The sequence below is a fragment of the Prosthecobacter sp. genome, from assembly GCF_044227185.1.
GTDB lineage: Bacteria > Verrucomicrobiota > Verrucomicrobiia > Verrucomicrobiales > Verrucomicrobiaceae > Prosthecobacter.
The window spans coordinates 304,665-322,816 of record NZ_JBGAFO010000010.1; the positions used below are offsets into that span (position 1 = coordinate 304,665).

General features: G+C 62.4%; 13 protein-coding genes and 1 tRNA gene. 8 read left to right on the forward strand and 6 right to left on the reverse strand.

The features are described 5' to 3' along the window. Window positions 1-233 precede the first annotated feature (233 nt). Both lptD and lpxA read right to left on the reverse strand, forming a co-directional pair. Entirely contained in the window at window positions 234-2,735 is a 2,502-nt protein-coding gene (gene lptD / locus ACILSQ_RS22960) for an LPS assembly protein LptD (RefSeq protein ID WP_395746009.1), read from the reverse strand. 114 nt (window positions 2,736-2,849) lie between these two features. After that, window positions 2,850-3,641, reverse strand: a complete 792-nt coding sequence (lpxA, locus tag ACILSQ_RS22965; protein ID WP_395746010.1) for an acyl-ACP--UDP-N-acetylglucosamine O-acyltransferase — start codon at window positions 3,639-3,641, stop codon at window positions 2,850-2,852. A gap of 120 nt (window positions 3,642-3,761) precedes the next feature. Here lpxA and ACILSQ_RS22970 point away from each other — a divergent pair. The 3 genes from ACILSQ_RS22970 to ACILSQ_RS22980 all read left to right on the forward strand — a co-directional run bounded on the left by ACILSQ_RS22970 (window position 3,762) and on the right by ACILSQ_RS22980 (window position 5,572). Beyond that, window positions 3,762-3,848 (forward strand) — tRNA-Ser (locus ACILSQ_RS22970). A 28-nt stretch (window positions 3,849-3,876) separates the two neighbouring features. Next, the gene (locus ACILSQ_RS22975; protein ID WP_395746011.1) at window positions 3,877-4,563 is read left to right on the forward strand and encodes a hypothetical protein; all 687 of its coding nucleotides are present in this window, start codon (window positions 3,877-3,879) and stop codon (window positions 4,561-4,563) included. A 55-nt stretch (window positions 4,564-4,618) separates the two neighbouring features. Further along, the gene (locus ACILSQ_RS22980) at window positions 4,619-5,572 is read left to right on the forward strand and encodes a glycosyl hydrolase (RefSeq protein ID WP_395746012.1); all 954 of its coding nucleotides are present in this window, start codon (window positions 4,619-4,621) and stop codon (window positions 5,570-5,572) included. A gap of 225 nt (window positions 5,573-5,797) precedes the next feature. Here the strand turns inward: ACILSQ_RS22980 and ACILSQ_RS22985 are convergent, their stop codons facing one another. Beyond that, window positions 5,798-7,252: an AlkA N-terminal domain-containing protein gene (locus ACILSQ_RS22985; protein WP_395746013.1), complete on the reverse strand. Its 1,455-nt coding sequence runs from the start codon at window positions 7,250-7,252 to the stop codon at window positions 5,798-5,800. Window positions 7,253-7,381: 129 nt separating this feature from the next. On the opposite strand from ACILSQ_RS22985, the gene ACILSQ_RS22990 reads away from it, so the two are divergent. From ACILSQ_RS22990 to ACILSQ_RS23005, 4 genes are all read left to right on the forward strand, one after another. Beyond that, a complete protein-coding gene (locus tag ACILSQ_RS22990; protein ID WP_395746014.1) occupies window positions 7,382-7,900 on the forward strand; it encodes a methylated-DNA--[protein]-cysteine S-methyltransferase in 519 nt (172 codons plus the stop codon). A gap of 116 nt (window positions 7,901-8,016) precedes the next feature. Further along, the gene (locus ACILSQ_RS22995; protein WP_395746015.1) at window positions 8,017-10,620 is read left to right on the forward strand and encodes a PSD1 and planctomycete cytochrome C domain-containing protein; all 2,604 of its coding nucleotides are present in this window, start codon (window positions 8,017-8,019) and stop codon (window positions 10,618-10,620) included. Next, complete coding sequence (locus tag ACILSQ_RS23000) at window positions 10,617-12,068, forward strand: DUF1501 domain-containing protein (RefSeq protein WP_395746016.1); 1,452 nt, start codon at window positions 10,617-10,619, stop codon at window positions 12,066-12,068. The genes ACILSQ_RS22995 and ACILSQ_RS23000 overlap by 4 nt, the downstream gene beginning before the upstream one ends. Before the next feature lie 402 nt (window positions 12,069-12,470). After that, entirely contained in the window at window positions 12,471-13,898 is a 1,428-nt protein-coding gene (locus ACILSQ_RS23005; RefSeq protein WP_395746017.1) for a S41 family peptidase, read from the forward strand. 41 nt (window positions 13,899-13,939) lie between these two features. On the opposite strand, the gene ACILSQ_RS23010 is transcribed toward ACILSQ_RS23005, so the two are convergent. The 3 genes from ACILSQ_RS23010 to ACILSQ_RS23020 form a co-directional block, all read right to left on the reverse strand. Continuing rightward, window positions 13,940-15,538, reverse strand: a complete 1,599-nt coding sequence (locus ACILSQ_RS23010) for a fused MFS/spermidine synthase (RefSeq protein WP_395746018.1) — start codon at window positions 15,536-15,538, stop codon at window positions 13,940-13,942. A gap of 14 nt (window positions 15,539-15,552) precedes the next feature. Continuing rightward, window positions 15,553-15,978, reverse strand: a complete 426-nt coding sequence (locus tag ACILSQ_RS23015) for a nuclear transport factor 2 family protein (RefSeq protein ID WP_395746019.1) — start codon at window positions 15,976-15,978, stop codon at window positions 15,553-15,555. 216 nt (window positions 15,979-16,194) lie between these two features. Then, on the reverse strand, window positions 16,195-17,106 hold the full coding sequence (locus ACILSQ_RS23020; protein WP_395746020.1) for a ParB/RepB/Spo0J family partition protein: 912 nt from the start codon (window positions 17,104-17,106) through the stop codon (window positions 16,195-16,197). Window positions 17,107-17,219: 113 nt separating this feature from the next. Between ACILSQ_RS23020 and ACILSQ_RS23025 the strand changes: the two genes are divergently transcribed. After that, window positions 17,220-18,098, forward strand: coding sequence for a YicC/YloC family endoribonuclease (locus ACILSQ_RS23025; RefSeq protein ID WP_395746021.1), 879 nt, complete (start codon window positions 17,220-17,222; stop codon window positions 18,096-18,098). Window positions 18,099-18,152: the final 54 nt, after the last annotated feature.

Below are 18,152 nucleotides of genomic sequence, written 5' to 3' on the forward strand. Positions count from 1 at the left end.
GGTATTTCGGTTCACGTTCACGTGGGCAGTCGCGGGTCCCAGAACGGGGCGTGCGTGATCGCATGCGGTCATGCACCCGGCTGGGCTCCGGCCAAACAGGCGCCCGATTGATTTGAATCAAAGTTCGGGGGAGGCTGAGGGTGCCCCGAAGCTCAGTGATAGACCGAGAGAGCTTCGCAGGCAGTTTGCCGCGCGAGCCATTGCCCCATCATACCGGTCTCAGCACCGCAGCATTACCTGTTGCTGTTGCTGCCACGGCCGCCTGGGTTCGGATCCATGTCCAGGTCGAAGTTGAATTTGGGGAAGTCCTTCAGTGTAAAGGAAAGCAGGAGGCCGAAATCTGAAACGCCGGCGCCGTTGTTGCGCGACATCAGGCCAAAGGAGGCGATCCAGCTGCTGAGGTCCTTGGAAAAGCTGTAGCTCTGGAACTGCAGGATGCCGCTGGCCGCCTCGTAAATGTGGTAGGTGTTGAAGCCGAAATCCTCGTTCAGGCGGGCGTAGAAGCGGGTGTAAAGCAGGCTGCTGTTGCGGAAAAACGGGTGGTCATAAATGTACTGATGCCCCATTTCGAGGGAGACGTTTTTATTGAGCAGCCAGGTGACGCTGTTGTTCGCCTCAGTGAAACTGCCGACTCCTGTCCCGAGGGGAAGCTGCACGTCCGAACGCAGGGTTGCCCAGGGCACCGGGACCCAGAACATTTCGTTGTACACGTTGGAGAGGCTGCGGCCGTACTCGGGGTCCTTGCCAAACACGTTCACGTAGGTGTTGATGCCGGCCCAGGTGTAGGTCTGGTTGTCTCCGCCTTCCGGAGTCTCCCAGAAATTGCCGTATCCATTGCTGCCCAGGTAATCACGTTTGGTTTGGAACAGGTTGCGGAAGCCGATACGCGCCACGTTCCAGGAGCGGAGGCTGTCCACAGCGGTGAACAAGGGAACATCGATGGAGCGCGGCCGGGTGGTGGGGGAAAGCCTGTCAATGGCGGGCACACCCGCATTTTGAGCGGCGTCCAGGTAGGAGTAGTTCAAGTAGGGCTGGAAAACGTGCCGGATGCCATTAAGCCCGAGGACCGGGACCTGCACATCACTCCAGCTTTTGGAAACCTTGAAGGACACATCCAGCCCCGCGCTGAAGATGCCGCGGGTGAAGTTTTTCAGCCCGGTGACGCTGCCCACGATGCCGCCGTAGCTCGTCATGCCGGCGCCGATCCTGGGAGTCACATTCAGCCAGCCCATGTACGTCTTGGGGTACAGCAGCTCGTGGTAGGTGTGAAAGCGGGCATACCCAGGCTGCGCCAGCCGGCTGGAAATAGCTCCGAGACCCTGGGCCACATCCACCGCAGTCAGCGTGGCCGTTCGCGGAGCCCCGATGAGGCTGAGGTAGGAGGCCGGGGCGGTTCCCAGGGGGTCAGCGAGCACACCGGGCAGACCGCCGCCGCCGAGCGTCTGAAGACGGACCAGCTCAGCCCTTTCCTGATTTCCAAGCACTTCACCAATGATGCCCGCGGAGATGGAGCCCTGATGGAAGATGCCGGTGTTCCAAAGGGGCCTGCGGGTGAAATCCACGGAAAGCTCCGGCAGACGGGTGGTGGTCCGGTAGAAGTTGTTCAGCTTGAACTTCGCCAGGAGAGTGGCCACGTAGGCATCATTCGTGTGAATGAGCGAAATCAGATTGTCGGGCTCGCGATTGGTGCGGTAGTCGCTGAAGAAGAAGTCTTCGTAAAAGTGGATGTCACTGATCTTGTTGATGTCGAAGTCAAGATACCAGGTGCTCACATCCGGGCCGGGAAGGTAGATGCGGTGCTGAAAATTCACCCGATACCTGTTGGTGGGCACCGGGTAGCGGGTGGCGGTGGTGGCATTGGTGTTCGGAGCGGTGTCATTGACCCCGTAAAGCTTCAAGGTTCCGAAGTTCTGGCGGTTGGCGTTATGACGCAGGGAGATGAAATCCACGCCGGCGCCCACGCCGCGCTTGCTGCGCAGGTCAAATTTGTACTTCGCGTAAGTATGGTCGCCATGGACAACCGCGAGCTGGGTCAGCAAAAACGCACCCCACCGGCTTTGAAAGCCGGGGCCGAGGCGCAGGCTGCTGTCTTCCTCCAGCGATTTGGTGAGCTTCGGCAGGTAGAGAAAGGGCGTCCTCCCGGCATACATCTTCACGTCCTTGAGAATGGCCTTGTCCTCCGGGTAAACGGTCAGTTCCTTGGCGCCGATATGGTAGTTCGGGACCTGCAGATCATGGGAGGTGAAGGAAATGCCGGAGGCATCGATCCGGTTCTCCAGCTTGCTCCCGGAATGGAAATCCTCCGCCCTGAAGAAAAACATGCCCGCCGTCCTCCTGAAACCGCCGCCTGTGGAGCCGCCCGTGGAGGTGATGCCTGTGCCCGGGATGCCCGGCGAGCCCGCCCCGATCCCCGAGATCACGTTCTTTCCTGACATCTCGCCGGTGATGGAGTTGTAGGTGATCGAGTCTCCGTGGTAGAGGGTGCCGTCCCGCCAGACCGTCACCCCGTCCTTCGCGATCACTTCGCCGGTGGTCTGGTTGTACTGGGCGCTGCCGCAGCGCATCTCGATGTTGCCGTACTGAATGTGAACATCGCCCGTCACCGTGGCCACGCCGGTTTCAGGATCCATCGTCGTGGTGATGCCACGGATGTTCAGGTCGCTCGTGAGGCTGTCGAGAAGGGATTGCCCGCTCGCCGCCCCGGCCGCTGCCAGGGCGCAAACAACAACCGTCACGCAAAGTCTTGAAAAAATCATAACACGAGAAACATCCCTCAAAGAGGGGGGATGAAGCGCCCTAAATAGGCTAGCGGCGTCCCGGTGACAAGAAAAAGCCGGACTTTTTTCTACTCACTCGTCCTCCCGTCCCGGACGCACCGGGCACACCCCTTTCTTGCTCGGTGCCTGCACAAACTCCAGCAGCCGCAGTGCTTTTTCCGGCCATTCCCGGCCCGCTGCCTGCTCCACCGCCTGGGTCAGGTTCAGCCCCCCGCAAAACAGAAGCTGGAAAAGCTCCTTGATGGCGCCCCGCTCCTCCGTGGTAAAACCCTGCCGCCGCAGGCCGATGACATTCAGCCCCGTGATGCGATTGACGCGCTGGGCCGCGCAGAAGTGCGGGATGTCCTTGCTGAAGCTGCCATTCCCCTGGATGACGCAGAAGTCGCCAATGCGCAGGAACTGGTGAAACACGGCGCCTCCGCCCATGAAGGTGTTGTTCCCCACATGGATGTGCCCGGCCAGCAGCACCCCATTGGCCAGGATGTTGCGGTCTCCCAGAACCACGTCATGGGCCAGGTGGCTGCCCACCATGAGGAAATTGCTCTCCCCGATCCGGGTCACGGAGCCCGGCTTGCTGCCGCGATGGATCGTCACATGCTCGCGGATCACGTTCTTTTTGCCCAAAATGACGCTGCTCTGCGTGGCGGGGTCAAAGCTGAGATCCTGCGGCTCCCCGCCGATGACGGCGCCGCGGCCGATCCTGGTCCCCTCCCCCACCACGACGTGGCCGACGAGCTGCGCGTGAGCCTCGATTTTGCATCCCGCCGCGATCTCGGCCGGGCCTTCAATCACCACATAGGGGCCGATCTCAACGGAGGGGTCGATTTGAGCGCTGGAGTCAATGAGGGCGGTCGGGTGAATCATGCGCGGCGACCATGGACGCCGCCCCGGCGGGGATCAATCGTGACTTGTGCCCGGTGCAAAACTTCCCCTTGGCAGGCCGCTCCGGGTTGCCTACTGTGAGTGTTCCGCAACGCAGCACCAGGAGAGGTGGTCGAGTGGTTTATGGCTCCAGTCTTGAAAACTGGCGTGGGTTTATCCCCACCGTGGGTTCGAATCCCACCCTCTCCGCGCTGGATCCGCCACCCACGCCGCAGCCATGAGAGACAGCCGTTTCCGCGTTTTTACTGCTGCAATGATTTGGGTGGTGACCACCACCAGCAGTTGTGTTTCAACCAAAGACCCCGTGGCGATGCGCCAAAGGAGCTACGAAAAGCTGGTGGCCATGATTCAGCCCGGCATGACGCGCCGGCAATTTTACGCGCTGCTTCCGCCGAAGGAAGTTCCCAGGGCCAGTCCCCCGGGTTTATTTGGCCGCCTGCCCTTGAACGGCCAGCCGCCTTCGGACTTATATGTTCACCACAGGGAGGAACATGTCCTGGACCGGAGCTTCCAGCTTGATGTTGAGTACAAGCTGGCAAGCCATCGGGAACTGCGTTTGTATGAGCAAGACATGAAAGTGCGCGGCCAGCAGCTCAGGGATGCGCATGCGGCTTTGAAGCGGAAACTCAAAGACAAGCATGCCGATCTCTTGGGACGAGGAGGCTTATGGGTGACGGTGACCTCCCGACAAAACATGGATGATGAGATCGTGAAGACTCCTCAGCTCAATGGACCCACAGGCCGGCAAAAATACTCCACCCAGCTGGTCAGACGAGAGGAAATCACCGTGACTCCAATGGACAAATCAAAAGACCCCGAGCATCAGCTCCTGAAGGTGCTCAAGCATGGAATGTTCGTGGATGAAAAACTTTCTGCCATTCTCAATGGCAAAACCGCCCCTTGAAGTTTCAGCAAGGCTTCTTTATCCACACGAATCTTCAGCCGAAACAAAAAGCTCCATGATTCCCCGCTCCGCTCTCATCGCCGCTCTGGCCCTGCTCCTTCCACTCTCCACCCCCGCCTCAGAACCGCTGATGGGCGTGTTTGGAGAAAACTCCATGCAGCGGGTGCTGGATTTTGAGAAGTGGCTGGGCCGCCGGGTGGATGTGATCCTGTGCACGGTGGATTTTCAGAAGTGGGAGAACTACCGCTATGCGAACTGGCTGAGCCAGACGGTGTATGGCGAGCGCGGCGACCGGCGGCTGGTGTATGACGTGCCGATCATCATCAACGGGGCCAGCTATGCCGAGGCGAAGACGGGAGCCTATGACGAGCATTGGAAGTGCCTGGCGGCATCGATTCTGGAAAACAATCCGGGCGAATATGAAATCGTGATCCGGCCAAGTCATGAGATGAACGGCGAGTGGTTCGCGTGGGGTGTGGGCGGGGCGAAGCAGGCGCAGATTCCGGACTTCATCGCGTCATGGCAGCGGTTTCACGGGGTGTTTCGCGGCGTGCCGGGTGGAGAGCGGTTTCGCTTCAGCTTTTCAACCACCGAAGGGGCCAGCGACCCGCGGCCGATGTGGCCGGGCGATGCGTATGTGGACATCGTGGCGCAGGATGTGTACTGGAAGCCCAAGGCGATGGGCGGCGAAGGCTGGGAAACCAACGACCCCAAAGAGGCCTGGGACAAACGCGTGAGCCAGTACGGCTACAACGAGTGGCACGTGGCCGGCATGCTGGCCTTTGCGAAGGCGCATGGGAAGCCGTTTCAGATCGATGAATGGGGCGTGTGGGGCCCGGATGCAGCACCTTTTGTGGAGGCGATGGCGGCTTTTTTGAAAACGAACGGGGCAAGGTCGCACACGTACTGGAATTCGAATTCGGGTTATCCGGGAGAGCTGAACCAGCGGGAGAAGGAGTGGCCGGCGACGACGCAGGCGTTCAAGGCGGCGTTTGGGAAGGCACCGTAGTCACAGACTGAACTCCAGTCGTTCCGGGACGCTTCGCAGGCATCGCAGAGTGGTTGCGGTTCGACCCAAAGCGCTTCGGCGGGGCTTTACACCGATGGACTGCGGTGTGAAAACTCGGAAACGCTGATGCGTTCGGGAGCGCTGATCGACAGGCAAGAGTGCCCATCGTACTGGTTCGGCGCTTCGCGCCGGGACCTCTGCACCCGTTTTCAGTTGTGCGTGGCATCACAGGCTGTTCCACACATGCAGCACCGCGTAGCTGCGCCAGGGGCGCCAGGCTTGGGACATCTCCTCGGCCTGCTTCGCGGTGACGCCGCCGAGCTTGTTGCGGACGGCGATGTCTTCCTTGGGGAAGGCATCGGGCCAGCGGAGGGCGCGCATGGCGATGTAGTGGGCGGTCCAGGGACCGATGCCGGGGAGAGCCACCAACTTGGCGATGGTCGCCTCCGGATCGGCTCCCGGCTCCAGGTGGAGGGAACCTGAGCGGGTGGCCTCTGCCATGGCGAGGATGCAGGCAGCGCGAGTGCGGATGATGCCGAGGCTGGCGATCTCATCGACGGTGGAGCGGGTGACCTGGGTGGCCAGTGGTGAAAGGCGGCTGAGCTCGGGAAATGGCGTTTCAATTTTTTCGCCAAAGGCCTCGGCGTAGCGGCAGGCGATCTTGGTGGCGGCCTGCACGGTGATCTGCTGGCCGAGGATGGCGCGCACGGCCATCTCGAAGCCATCGAAGGCACCGGGGACGCGCAGACCGGGCTTTTGCATGACCGCTTTTTTGAGCGTGGCGTCCTGCATGAGGTGGGCGGAGATGACATCGGGTCGGGCGGTGAGATCGAACACATGGCGCAGGCGGCCGAGCAGTGCGGGGAGAACCGGGGTCAGCGAGTGGCTGAACTCCACCTGAAGGGCATTCCTGGCTGCGGCGTGGGAGACTTTGATCCAGCCGGTATGGCTGCCGAGGCGGACGGTGCGGAAGTAGGAGGTGTCAGAGACGAGCTCCACCTCCCGAATGGCGCGCCCGGCGAGGAAGTGAAGCATGGACTCCCAGTCGTAAGGCGGGCGGTAGCCGAGCTGTAGCGTGGAGGTGTCGGCGGCGTGGAGTTTCGCCGGATGCGCGGCGGCTTCCCTGCGCAGGCTTGTGGGCGGCATTCGGTAGTGCGTGCTGAAGGCGTCATTGAAACGCCGCAGGCTGGAGAAGCCGCTCGCAAAGGCGATGTCGATGACGGGAAGCCTGGTTTCGGTGAGGAGTTGTTTGGCGAGCAGAAGCCGGCGCGTCTGGATGAGCTCGATGGGGGAAACGCCCAGCTCCTGCTGCACGATGCGGCGGAGCTGGCGTGAGCTGAGGCCGAACTGCGCGGCGATTTCCTCCAACCCCGCGCCTTCATCGGCGAGGCCTTCATCCATGCGTTGAACGATCCGGTCTGCGAGGCGGTGCGCCTGATCCATCGGCGCATGGCCGGGGGCAAGCTCCGGGCGGCAGCGCAGGCAGGGGCGGAACGAGGCCTTCTCCGCCGCGCTGGCGCTGGCGAAGAAGCGGCAGTTTTCACGCCTGGGCACGCGGGCGGGGCAGACGGGCCTGCAATAGATGCCGGTGGAGGTGACTCCGACGTAGAACACGCCGTCAAAACGCGGGTCGTGGGACTTCAGGGCGCTGTAGGCGGCATCGTCATCAATGAGGTTCATGGCGGCTGGGGATGGCGTATGCTAGGGTCACAGGACTACGTTGACTGGCCGTTTTCGGACATGCAGTTATTTTATCTTCATGTCCGAAAACGGCCAGCGGACACTGCGAAGGCAGGTCATCATCGCCCCATGAAAAAGAATCCGGCCTCTCCCCGCTGCTATTACAAAACCATGCCCTCACCGGTGGGGAGGCTCACGCTGGTGGCGAATGACCGCGGGCTGGCCGCGGTGCTGTGGGAGGATGACGATCCGAAGCGGGTGCGCCTCGGTGACCTTCAAGAAAACAAAACCCACCCGGTGCTGGTGGAGACGGAGCGGCAGTTGCGGGATTACTTCGAGGGCCGGCTGGAGAAGTTTTCGCTGAAGCTGGACTTCACCGGCACGGAGTTTCAGAAGCAGGTGTGGGCGGCGCTGCTGACGATCCCCTTTGGGGAGACGCGCAGCTATGCGCAGGTGGCGGAGCAGATCGGGAACCCCGCGGCAGTGCGCGCGGTGGGTGCGGCAAACGGCAGGAACCCGATCTCGATCATCGCGCCCTGTCACCGGGTGATCGGCTCAAACGGCAAGCTGACGGGCTTTGCGGGAGGCATGGAGGCGAAGGCCTTTTTGCTGAAGCTGGAGGCGCGGGAGCTGGACCTGCGGCAGTGAGACCTGGAGAATCTAAAATCTCTCCACTCCTCGTCTTTCCACCTTTTCTCCACCGCTCCGTCTCCCCCCTTCCCTCGAAAGCCCCGCCTTCATAGGGACGTTATCTCGCGTCCCTCATGAAGCTCGCCACCGCCGCCATCGCTCTCTCTGCCGCCTTCCCTTTGCATGCGGCGGAGCTCTCCTTTGAGCGCGATGTCCGCCCCATCCTCAAAGCCCACTGCTTCCAGTGCCACGGCGAGGAGGGCGAAGTCAAAGGCGACCTCGACGTGCGCCTGAAACGCTTCCTCGAAAAAGGCGGCGAATCCGGCCCCGCCATCGTCGCCGGCAAGCCCCACGAAAGCCTCCTCATCGACCTCCTCAAAAAAGGCAAGATGCCCAAAGGCGACAAAAAACTGAAGCCCGAGGAAGTCTCAAAAATCGAGCAATGGATCGCCACCGGCGCCAAGACCCTGCGCCCCGAGCCCGAAAAAATCGAAGGCCACTTCATCACCGAAGAAGAGCGCCAGTGGTGGGCCTTCCGCCCCATCCAAAACCCCAAGGTTCCAAGCTCCTCCAGCACTCCTTCCCATGAGAGCGCAGCGACAACTTTAAACTCCTCCCCCCTCGACGCCTTCATCCGCCAAAAACTGGCCGCGTCCAAACTCACGCCCTCAAAGGAAGCCGACCCCGCAACCCTCATCCGCCGCGTTTACTTCGATCTCATCGGCCTGCCTCCCACCGCCGCGGAAGTCACCGCCTTCATTCAAGAATCCCGCGACTCGACCACCGCCTACGAGCGCCTCATCGAGCGCCTGCTCGCCCGCCCTGAATACGGCGAGCGCTGGGGCCGCCACTGGCTGGACGTCGTCGGTTATGCCGACAGCGAAGGCTACGACGACGCCGATGCCGAACGCTCCTCCGCCTGGCGCTACCGCGACTACGTCATCCGAGCCTTCAATGCAGACATGCCTTTCGATCGCTTCATCACCGAGCAGCTCGCCGGCGATGAACTCATCGGCTACCCCAAAGACGGCGAACTCAAACCCGACGAAATCGACAAGCTCACCGCCACCGGCTTCCTCCGCATGGCCCCCGATGGCACCGCCAGCACCAAGGATGCTGTCGCAAAAAACGCCGTCATCACCGAGACCGTCAAGATCGTCTCCAGCTCGCTCCTCGGCATGACCGTCGGCTGCGCCGAATGCCACGATCACCGCTTCGATCCCATCCTGCAAAAAGACTTCTACCGCCTCCGTGCCATTCTCGAGCCCGGCCTCAACTACGCCGGATGGTACGAGCCCAAACTGCGCGAAGTCTCCCTCCGCACCGCAGCCGACAAAACCAAGGAGACCGCCCTCTCCGCCGAGATCAAACAGATCGAAGCCGACTACCAGAAGAAGCTCGATGCTTATCAAGAATGGACCCTCAATGCTGAGCTGGAAGCCATCACCGAAAAGGATCGTGCCTACGGCAAAGCCGCCGCATTGAAATGGCGCAAGGACCGCGAGAAGAGCCTCACGCCCGAAGAAAAACAATTCCTCTCCGATTACCCCTTCCTCAAAGTCGCCGCCACCGAGCAGCAGTTAAACCTCTTCGTGCAGCGCCACGATGAGAAGGTGAAGGAGTTCGAGGCCGACGTCGCGAAACACAAGGCCGACATCGCCGCCGTGAACGCACGCATGCCCAAGATCGGCACCGTCCGCGCTCTCAGTGAAGTGCCCAAGCGCCCCCTGCCAGTCACGAAAGTCTTCCTCCGCGGCAATCACGAATCCCCCGGTGCGGAGGTCGGCCCCGGCGATCTCACCGTGCTCGGAGATGTGCTCCCCGTGGACATCGCTCCCAAAGACAAAACCCTCCCCACCAGCGGCCGCCGCTTGGCTTTCGCAAAGCATCTCACCAGCGGCCATCATCCCCTTCTCGCCCGCGTTTTGGTGAACCGTTTCTGGATGCACCACTTCGGCCGCGGCATCGTCAACAGCGCCGGCGACTTCGGCGCACAAGGAGAAAAGCCCTCCCATCCCGAACTCCTCGACTGGCTCGCCAGCGACTTCATGAGCAACGGCTGGAGCCTCAAGCACCTCCACCGCCTCGTGCTGCTTTCCTCCACTTACAGGCAGTCGTCCCAGCGCCGCCCCGAGGCCGAGCAACTCGACTCTGCCAACGTCCTCCTCTGGCGCATGAACGTCCGCCGCCTCGAGGCCGAAACCATTCGCGATGCCACGCTCGCCGTCACCGGCCGCCTCAATCCCCGGCACTTTGGCGAACCCGTCGGCGTCATGGAAGATGCCAATGCCCAGGTCGTCATCGGCGAGAAAGAGCCCGCCGCGGACGGCCGCGAATTCCGCCGCAGCATCTACGTCCAGCAGCGCCGCAGCGCCCTGCCTTATCAGCTCGCCGTCTTCGACTCCCCGCAGATGGAGCCCAACTGCGAAGCGCGAAACATCAGCACCGTCGCCCCGCAGTCCCTCCTGCTCATGAACAGCAGCTTCGTCGTGGAGCAGTCCCAGGCCTTCGCCAAACGCGTCATCAAAGAAGCCGGCGATGACACCTCCAAACAAGCCACCCACGCCTGGACCCTCGCCTTCGGTCGCGCCCCTTCCTCACAAGATCATCAGGACGCCATCGCCTACCTCACCGCCCAAACCAAGGCCCTGCCCGCCGGCAGCGATGCCTCCGAAAAAGCTCTCGCCAGCCTCTGCCAGGCCCTGCTCGGTTCAAACCCTTTCCTCTACATCGAATGAGCCCCGACTTCTGCCAGTCTCGCCGTCACTTCCTCGGCAGCAATGCGTTCAATCTTGGCGCCATGGGCCTGGCCACACTGCTGGCAGAGGACGGTCTCCTCGCCGCCGCAGCCGCCGGCCCCGAGAAGCCGCCGCTCGCGCCCATCATCTACGACACGCTGCCCAAGCAGCCGCACTTCCAGCCGAAGGCCAAGGCCATGATCTCCCTCTTCATGGGCGGCGGCCCCAGCCACATGGACATGTTTGATCCCAAGCCCCTCCTCAACAAATGGGACGGCAAGCTCTTCCCCGGCGGCGAGATCAAATTCGACAACACCGGCGGCGCCACCCGCACCGTCATGGGCAGCCCCTTCAAGTTTTCCAAGCACGGCCAGAGCGGCATTGAGATGTCCGAGCTCATCCCGCACATCGGCAGCGTCGCGGATGAGATGACGCTCATCCGCAGCATGAACCTCAAGGGCATCCGCAACCACGTCGCCGGCATGAAGGCCATGGACACTGGCACCGGCCTCAATGGCAAGCCCGCCCTCGGCAGTTGGATCACCTACGGCCTCGGCAGTGAGTCCCGCGACCTCCCCGCCTTCGTCGCCCTCATCATCCGCAAAAATCCCCCCGGCTCCCCTTACTGGAGCAGCGGTCTGCTGCCCTCCATTTATCAAGGCACCCATGTGCGTGAGCAGGAGCCGCGCATCATGAATCTCGATCCGCCCGACTACCTCAAAGGCAGCGCCCAGGATCGCCAGCTTGCCTTCTTGGAACGCGTCAATGGCCGCCACCTCGCCCAGCATCCCGGCGAGCTCGATCTCCAGGCCCGCATCGCCAGCTATCAGCTCGCCGCCCGCATGCAGACCGCCGCCACCGACGCCCTCGACATCAAAAAAGAAACAGAGGCCACCCGCAAGCTCTACGGTGCTGACAACGACGCCACCAAGGCCATGGCCGAGGCCTGCATCATCGCACGCCGCCTCGTCGAGCGCGGCGTCCGCTTCGTGCAGATCTGGAACTACGCCTGGGACATGCACGAAAACATCAATGAGGCCCTCGTCACCCGCTGCGCCGCCACAGACCAGCCCAGCGCCGCATTGGTCAAAGATCTCAAATCACGCGGCCTCCTCGACAGCACCCTCGTCTTCTGGGGCGGCGAGATGGGCCGCCTCCCGGTCATTCAAACCCGCGGCAAAGCCGGCAAACCCGGCCGCGATCACAACACCGACGGCTTCAGCATCTGGATGGCCGGCGGCGGCGTCAAGCAGGGCCACGTCCACGGCTCCACCGATGAATGGGGCCTCTTTGCCAATGAAAACGTCATGTATCACCACGACTACCTCGCCACCGTGATGCACCTCTTCGGCCTCGACGCCACCAAGCTCTCCTACAAGCGCAACGGCCGCGCCGAAACCATCCTCGGCAGCGCCACCGGAAACGTCGTCAGCAGCATTCTCGCGTAAACTGCAGGTTCAGCCGTTATTTTCGAAATATAAACGCACCCATTTGCCCCCCCTGTCCCCTCATCCCTCCGGACCATTGGTTCTTTATTAGTGTTCGATCAGTGCTTGCCTCCCCTCAGATCTTCTGACTAGCTTGATGCGGAGGAATGGACGGTTGATCCAGCAATCGCGCGGGGATGTAGCGCGGTATTCTGATACCGCGACCGCCCCGCCTCGGGATCGGAACTCCGAGCCCCCCCCGCACGCCACCCGCTTTCAGCACTCTTCTGGAACGAATGACACGAGACTTAATCTCCGTTCCACACTCCAGCCACCTTGAGTTCCGGTGCTCAGCATCTGCACACCCGCCCTGCTCCCACACTTTCCCCTGTCACACTGCCCGAAATCATGCAGGATGCCCCCATGCGTCGCGCCCTCGCACTCCTCTCCTTCCCGGCCCTCAGCCTGAGCCTTCACGCGGCTCCCCCTGCTCCTGCGCCCGCCACACCTCCCGCAGCCACTCCAGCACCGGCACCCGCGTCCAAGCCCGCCGTCAAACCTGCTGAGCCAAAGCCGGCCCCCAAGTCCGAGCCCAAGTCTCCCGCCTCCCCTCCCGTCAAGCCCCCGCCTGAGGACGCCTACACTCAGATCGAAATGCTCACCCGCGCCATGGAGATGGTGCGCCAAAATTACGTGGACGAGTCCAAGATCACCTACGCCGAGCTCGTCGAAGGCGCGCTCGAGGGCATGCTCCACAAGCTGGACCCCCACTGCGAGTACATGGGCAGGTCCCTCTTTGAAGACATGCAGCGCGAGCAGAGCGACACCTCCGAAGGCATCGGCATCACCATCGCTCTCCGCCAGGGCATCCTCACCATCATCACCGTCCGCGAAGACGGCCCCGCCAATGCCGCCGGCATCCTCTCCGGAGATCAGCTCGTCCGCATCAATGACGTCCTCACCGACTCCGTCGGCATCGCCGAGGCCATGCAGCTTCTCAAAGGCAAGGCCGGCGATGAAGTCCGCCTCACCGTCCGCCGCCCCGGCACCAAGCAGTTCCTCGAGTTCAAGGTGAAGCACGAGACCCTCGCCGAGACCTCCGTGCACGATCCCATGCTCCTCTCCTCAAAAATGGCGGGAGATTATAAAATCGGCTACGCCCGCATCTCGCAGTACAACCAGCCCACTCCACGCGAGCTCAGCAAGGCGCTCGATGATCTCGAAAAGCAGGGCATGAAGGCCTTCGTCCTCGATCTCCGCAACAACCCCGGCGGCCTCGTGGACAGCGCCGTGGCCGTCTGCGGCGAGTTCCTTCCCGAGGGCACCGTCGTCGTCACCACCGAGGGCCGCGTCGCCTCGCAAAATCCCCCCCCCTTCCGCACTCCCTCGCGCAATGGCCGTGAGCCCCGCAAATACCCCATCGCCATCCTCATCAACCAGGGCAGCGCCAGCGCCTCCGAGCTCACCGCCGGCGCCCTGCAGGACCTCAAGCGCGCCATCATCGTCGGCACCACCAGCTTCGGCAAAGGCAGCGTGCAGACCATCCTCCCCATGAAAAACGGCGCCGCCATGCGCCTCACCACCGCGAAGTACTACACCCCCAGCCACCGCACCATCCACGAGAACGGTGTCGAGCCCAACATCATCTCCGCCCTCACCTCAGACGAGGAGCTTCGCATCGCCAAATGGCGCGCCTCCCACGGCACCGGCGAAGCCGCCGCCCTCGAACTCGCCTCCCTCGGCGACAAACAGCTCGAACGCGCCGTCGATTCCCTCAAAGGCGTCCTCGTCTTCGACGCCTTCGTCGCCCCCGCCCTCGCCCCCGCCGCCAGGCCCCTGGAACCTCGCTAAGTCCACTCCCGGGATCTAGCATCCAGCATCCAGCATCCAGCCTACTCCAGCAGCCCCCGCGCAATGATCGCATCCACCGGGTTGTGATCATCGGTGAAAACATAGGCCGAGCGCGGCACCGTGCCTGCGGGAATATGGGTGTCTATGAGGCGTTTCTCCCACGACCCGTCGGCCGCATAGCGGTCTTTGATCAGCGGCTTCAAATCCTCGCGCGAGCACATCAGAATGACATTGCGCACCCGGTCCGGTGGATAATGACCCAGCGCCTCCACATCGAAAATTTCCACATGCGGAAACACCTTCCTCAGGGTGGCCAGCATGCCGGAGGTGAGCTCAGACCTCGGCCCGGCCACGGCCGCGATCAGGTTCATGATGAAGACCCCCTTCGGCTCCAGATGATCCGCGATCTGCTGGTAAAACTCCTGCGTCACCAGGTGCGGCGGTATCTGCCGCACGCCGTTGTACGCATCCCCAAAAATCAGGTCCCACTTTTTCCCCCCGTTTTCCAGCAGGTAGCGCCGCGCATCTCCCGCATGCGCCTTCACCCGCGGGTGCTCGTCCAGTTTGAAATACTTCCGCCCCACCTCGATCACCTGCGGGTCGATCTCCACCACATCCACCGCCGCCTCCGGAAAATCACGCGACACATTCTCCGGCATGCCAAAAGCCCCCGCTCCGATGAAGAGCGCACTGCTCACCTTCGCCGGATTCCGCAGCAGCGCCAGCTTCCAGTACTGCTGGTACGGCATGATCAGATCCCCCGTCTTCGCATCCATGCCGCCCTCCGCCGTCGAGTCCAGTTGCAGCACCCGGCGCATGATGCCGTCCACCTGCCGTTCGCTCACCTCGATGTGGTGATAAAACGACTCGTGCTCAAAGAGCACCCCCGGCTTCGGCGTCGGCGCCGTCAGCCAGCTCATGCCAAAGGCAAAGATGCCGCTCAGGATCACCGGCGCCTGCTGCTTCAGCGTGTTCTTCGCCAGCAGAAACGCCGCCACCGCCAGCACCAGCAGCAGCGCCGCCGTGCCAAAAAAGATGCTCCTCACTCCAAAGGTGGACAGCAGAAAGAAGCCCGAGAGAAACGTGCCCACAAAGCTCCCCAGCGAGCCCAGCATGCTGATGGTCCCCGCCGCCGCGCCCACATGCGTGTCCTTCAGCGTCAGGCTGTAAAACCTCACCGCCGCGGGCGAAACGGCGCCCAGCAAGATCCCCGGAATCGCAAACAGCAGCAGCGAGATCATCACCGGCCCTGCAATGAGCCCGTGTGCGCTCAGGCTCAGCGCAAAGGCCGTGTGCAGCGCCGGAATGAAAAACGTCAGCACCGCGGAGCCCGCCAGCAGCCAGCCCAGCAGGTCCAGCGCCATCTTCCGGTCCGCCAGATGCCCGCCCAGGAAACCGCCCGCGCTAAATGCGATCAGGATCACCCCGATCAGCGCCGTCCAGGTATAGACGCTGTTGCCAAAAAACGGCGCCAGCAGCCGGTACGCGCAGATTTCGATCACCATCATCGCCGCTCCCGCCAGGAAGCAGGACAACCCCAGAAAGAAGCGCGTGCCGCGCGGGGAGGCCGCATTGGCATTGGTGGCAGGCTCTGCCGCCTGGGGTGCAGGCGCAGGAGATTTGGCAGGAGTGCGGGACATACTTTTTCGCGGAATCAGTCGTTGTAAAACACCAGGCTCATGATCTTCCACCCGGTGGCGGTTTTGATGAGTGTAAAGCAATCGGTGCCCAGCGTGACTTCGGCCCCCTTCGTCAGCTTCCACCGCACGCTCGCCTGCGCGGTGCGCTCATCCCGCAGGATCTTCATGTCCGTCGGCACCTCCGTCATCGGCGTGCTCGTGGTCGCATGGCTCAGCTTCTGCCCATGCAGAAAATCCGTCACCCCCTGGCTCTGCGGCACGCCCTGGTGCACAAAAACAATGCGCGCACTCTCATGAAAGCACGCCCCGTACCCGTCCATGTCCTTCGCAGACCACGTGGAGAAGTAGTGGGTGAGGAATTCGCGGACGTCGGCGTCGTTGGAATGAGCGGCGGAAGTCTGCGGGCTGCAGCCGGGGAGGAATGACGAAACCAGAGCCAAGCAAAGCGAGACAGACAGCCAACGGCTGCCCCGCAGGGGTGAGCGTAGCGAATCAATGACGAATGACGAATGAATGACGAAGTGCCGAATGGCGGAAAGGGACAAAAGAAAACGAAGTGAGAATCGCAGAGTCATGAAGAGCAGCCTCAGAGTTTCGTCATTCGAACTTCATTCGTCATTCCTCATTCGGGTTTCGTCATTGGCGCGCAGCGCCCGTCATTCTTCCACAAACGTCTCTTCCGGCACGCCGATCACGCTCAGGATGCGGTTCAAATCTTCCACCCCATAGTAGTCGATCTCCACACGCCCCTTCTTCTCGCCGTGGTGAATGCTCACGTTCGTCGTCAGGTGCTGGATCAGCTTCTGCTCCACCGCCTGGATCGCGCGGATCAGGTCCGTCTCCGTCGGCTTTGGTTTCGGTGGCGGCGGCGGGTGCAGGATCGCATCCACCGCCTTTTCCGTGGCGCGCACCGTCAGGCTCTTCGCCACGATCTGCTGCGCCAGCCGCTCCTGCTCCTCGTGCTGCTTCAGCATCAGCAGCACCTTCGCATGGCCCGTGGAAATCTTCGCCGCCACCAGCATGTCGCGGATGCCGCCCGGCAGTTCCAGCAGGCGCATCGTGTTTGCCACCGTCGCGCGGTTCTTGCCCACCCGCTGCGCGATGTCTTCCTGCCGCATCTGGAAATCCTTGGCCAGGCGCGAGTACGCCTGCGCCTCTTCAATGGGGTTCAGCCCCTCGCGCTGCAGGTTTTCGATCAGCGCCATCTCCAGCACGTCCTTGTCGCTGGCTTCCCGCACGATGACCGGGATCTCCTTCAGCCCCAGCTCACGCGAGGCACGGAAGCGCCGCTCACCCGCGATCAGCTCCAGCTTCCCGTTCACCCGCCGCACGATCAGCGGCTGGATGATCCCGTGCTCCCGGATCGACTCCATGAGCTCCGTCAGCATCTCGGACTGGAATTCTTTGCGCGGCTGCAGCGGGCTCGGGACGATCTGGTCCAGCGTCACACGGTTCACCACGTCTCCCGGGGCCGGCTGCGCCAGCGCAGGCAGACGCGACACCCCCGACACCGCAGGGGATGCCGAGATGAGTGCGCCGAGTCCTTTGCCGAGTGCCGCTTTTGCCATAGGGAGGGCGAGACTAGGGAGCACTCGGGACCTTGCAATCCAGAATCGCGGCGAATCTGCGGCCCCTCATTCAAAGACTTTGCCAAAGTCAATTCTCGTTCCATCAAATGCTCATGAAAAGCATGACAGGATTTGGTCGCGGCGAAGCCCAGCGCTCCGGCGTCACATGGAGCGTCGAGTGCAGTTCCGTGAACCGCAAGCAGCTCGAAGTCGCCGTCAATCTCCCCCGCGAGCTCTCCGAGCTCGAAAGCGCCGTCCGCACCGAGGTTTCCACCGCCGTTTCCCGCGGCCGCGTCAATGTTGCCGTCCGCCGGGAGTCAGGCGCCGCCGCCTCCTCCGAGGCCCTCCGTGTGGATCAGGTCCTCGCGCAGCAGTACTTCCACGCCATGCACTCCCTGGCGCTGAAGCTGGACATCTCCCCCGAGATCTCCCTCACAGACATCACCCGCATGCCCGGGGTCATCACCCAGGCCCAGGCCGAGCTGGCCACCGAGGAAGTCTGGCCCCCCATCCAGGAGGCCCTCACCGCCGCCCTGAAGCAATTGAACAGCATGCGCGCCACCGAAGGTGCCAGCCTCCGTGGAGACATCGAGGCCCGCCTCGCCACCATCGAGTCCCTCCTCGCCTCCATCCGCGCCAAAGCCGCCACCGTACCCGAGCACCAGCGCAAAGTCCTGCGCCAGCGCCTCGAAGAAGCCGGCCTCCCTCTCCCCCTGGACGACGAACGCCTCGTCAAAGAGATCGCCCTCTTTGCCGACCGCACGGACATCTCCGAAGAGCTCACCCGAGCCGCCAGCCACGTGCAGCAGTTTCGCGCCTACCTCGACGGCGCCACCCCCTCCGGCCGCAGCCTCGACTTCCTCCTCCAGGAATTCTTCCGCGAGTTCAACACCATGGGCTCCAAGTGCAACAACGCCGAAATCGCCCACCACGTCGTCACCGCCAAAACCGAACTCGAAAAAATCCGCGAGCAGGTGCAGAACGCGGAGTGATGACCTGAGTTCTGCCCGCTTTTGCACACATAACGGCAGAGGCTATCTTCATTT

What these genes read in the sequence shown, in the direction of transcription:
- ACILSQ_RS22980 (WP_395746012.1), top strand. Translation starts at nt 4,619, where the DNA reads ATGATTCCCCGCTCCGCTCTCATCGCCGCTCTGGCCCTGCTCCTTCCA.
- ACILSQ_RS22975 (WP_395746011.1), top strand. Translation starts at nt 3,877, where the DNA reads ATGAGAGACAGCCGTTTCCGCGTTTTTACTGCTGCAATGATTTGGGTG.
- ACILSQ_RS23010 (WP_395746018.1), bottom strand. Translation starts at nt 15,538, where the DNA reads ATGTCCCGCACTCCTGCCAAATCTCCTGCGCCTGCACCCCAGGCGGCA.
- ACILSQ_RS22985 (WP_395746013.1), bottom strand. Translation starts at nt 7,252, where the DNA reads ATGAACCTCATTGATGACGATGCCGCCTACAGCGCCCTGAAGTCCCAC.
- ACILSQ_RS23005 (WP_395746017.1), top strand. Translation starts at nt 12,471, where the DNA reads ATGCGTCGCGCCCTCGCACTCCTCTCCTTCCCGGCCCTCAGCCTGAGC.
- ACILSQ_RS23025 (WP_395746021.1), top strand. Translation starts at nt 17,220, where the DNA reads ATGAAAAGCATGACAGGATTTGGTCGCGGCGAAGCCCAGCGCTCCGGC.
- ACILSQ_RS23020 (WP_395746020.1), bottom strand. Translation starts at nt 17,106, where the DNA reads ATGGCAAAAGCGGCACTCGGCAAAGGACTCGGCGCACTCATCTCGGCA.
- ACILSQ_RS23000 (WP_395746016.1), top strand. Translation starts at nt 10,617, where the DNA reads ATGAGCCCCGACTTCTGCCAGTCTCGCCGTCACTTCCTCGGCAGCAAT.
- ACILSQ_RS22995 (WP_395746015.1), top strand. Translation starts at nt 8,017, where the DNA reads ATGAAGCTCGCCACCGCCGCCATCGCTCTCTCTGCCGCCTTCCCTTTG.
- lpxA (WP_395746010.1), bottom strand. Translation starts at nt 3,641, where the DNA reads ATGATTCACCCGACCGCCCTCATTGACTCCAGCGCTCAAATCGACCCC.
- ACILSQ_RS22990 (WP_395746014.1), top strand. Translation starts at nt 7,382, where the DNA reads ATGAAAAAGAATCCGGCCTCTCCCCGCTGCTATTACAAAACCATGCCC.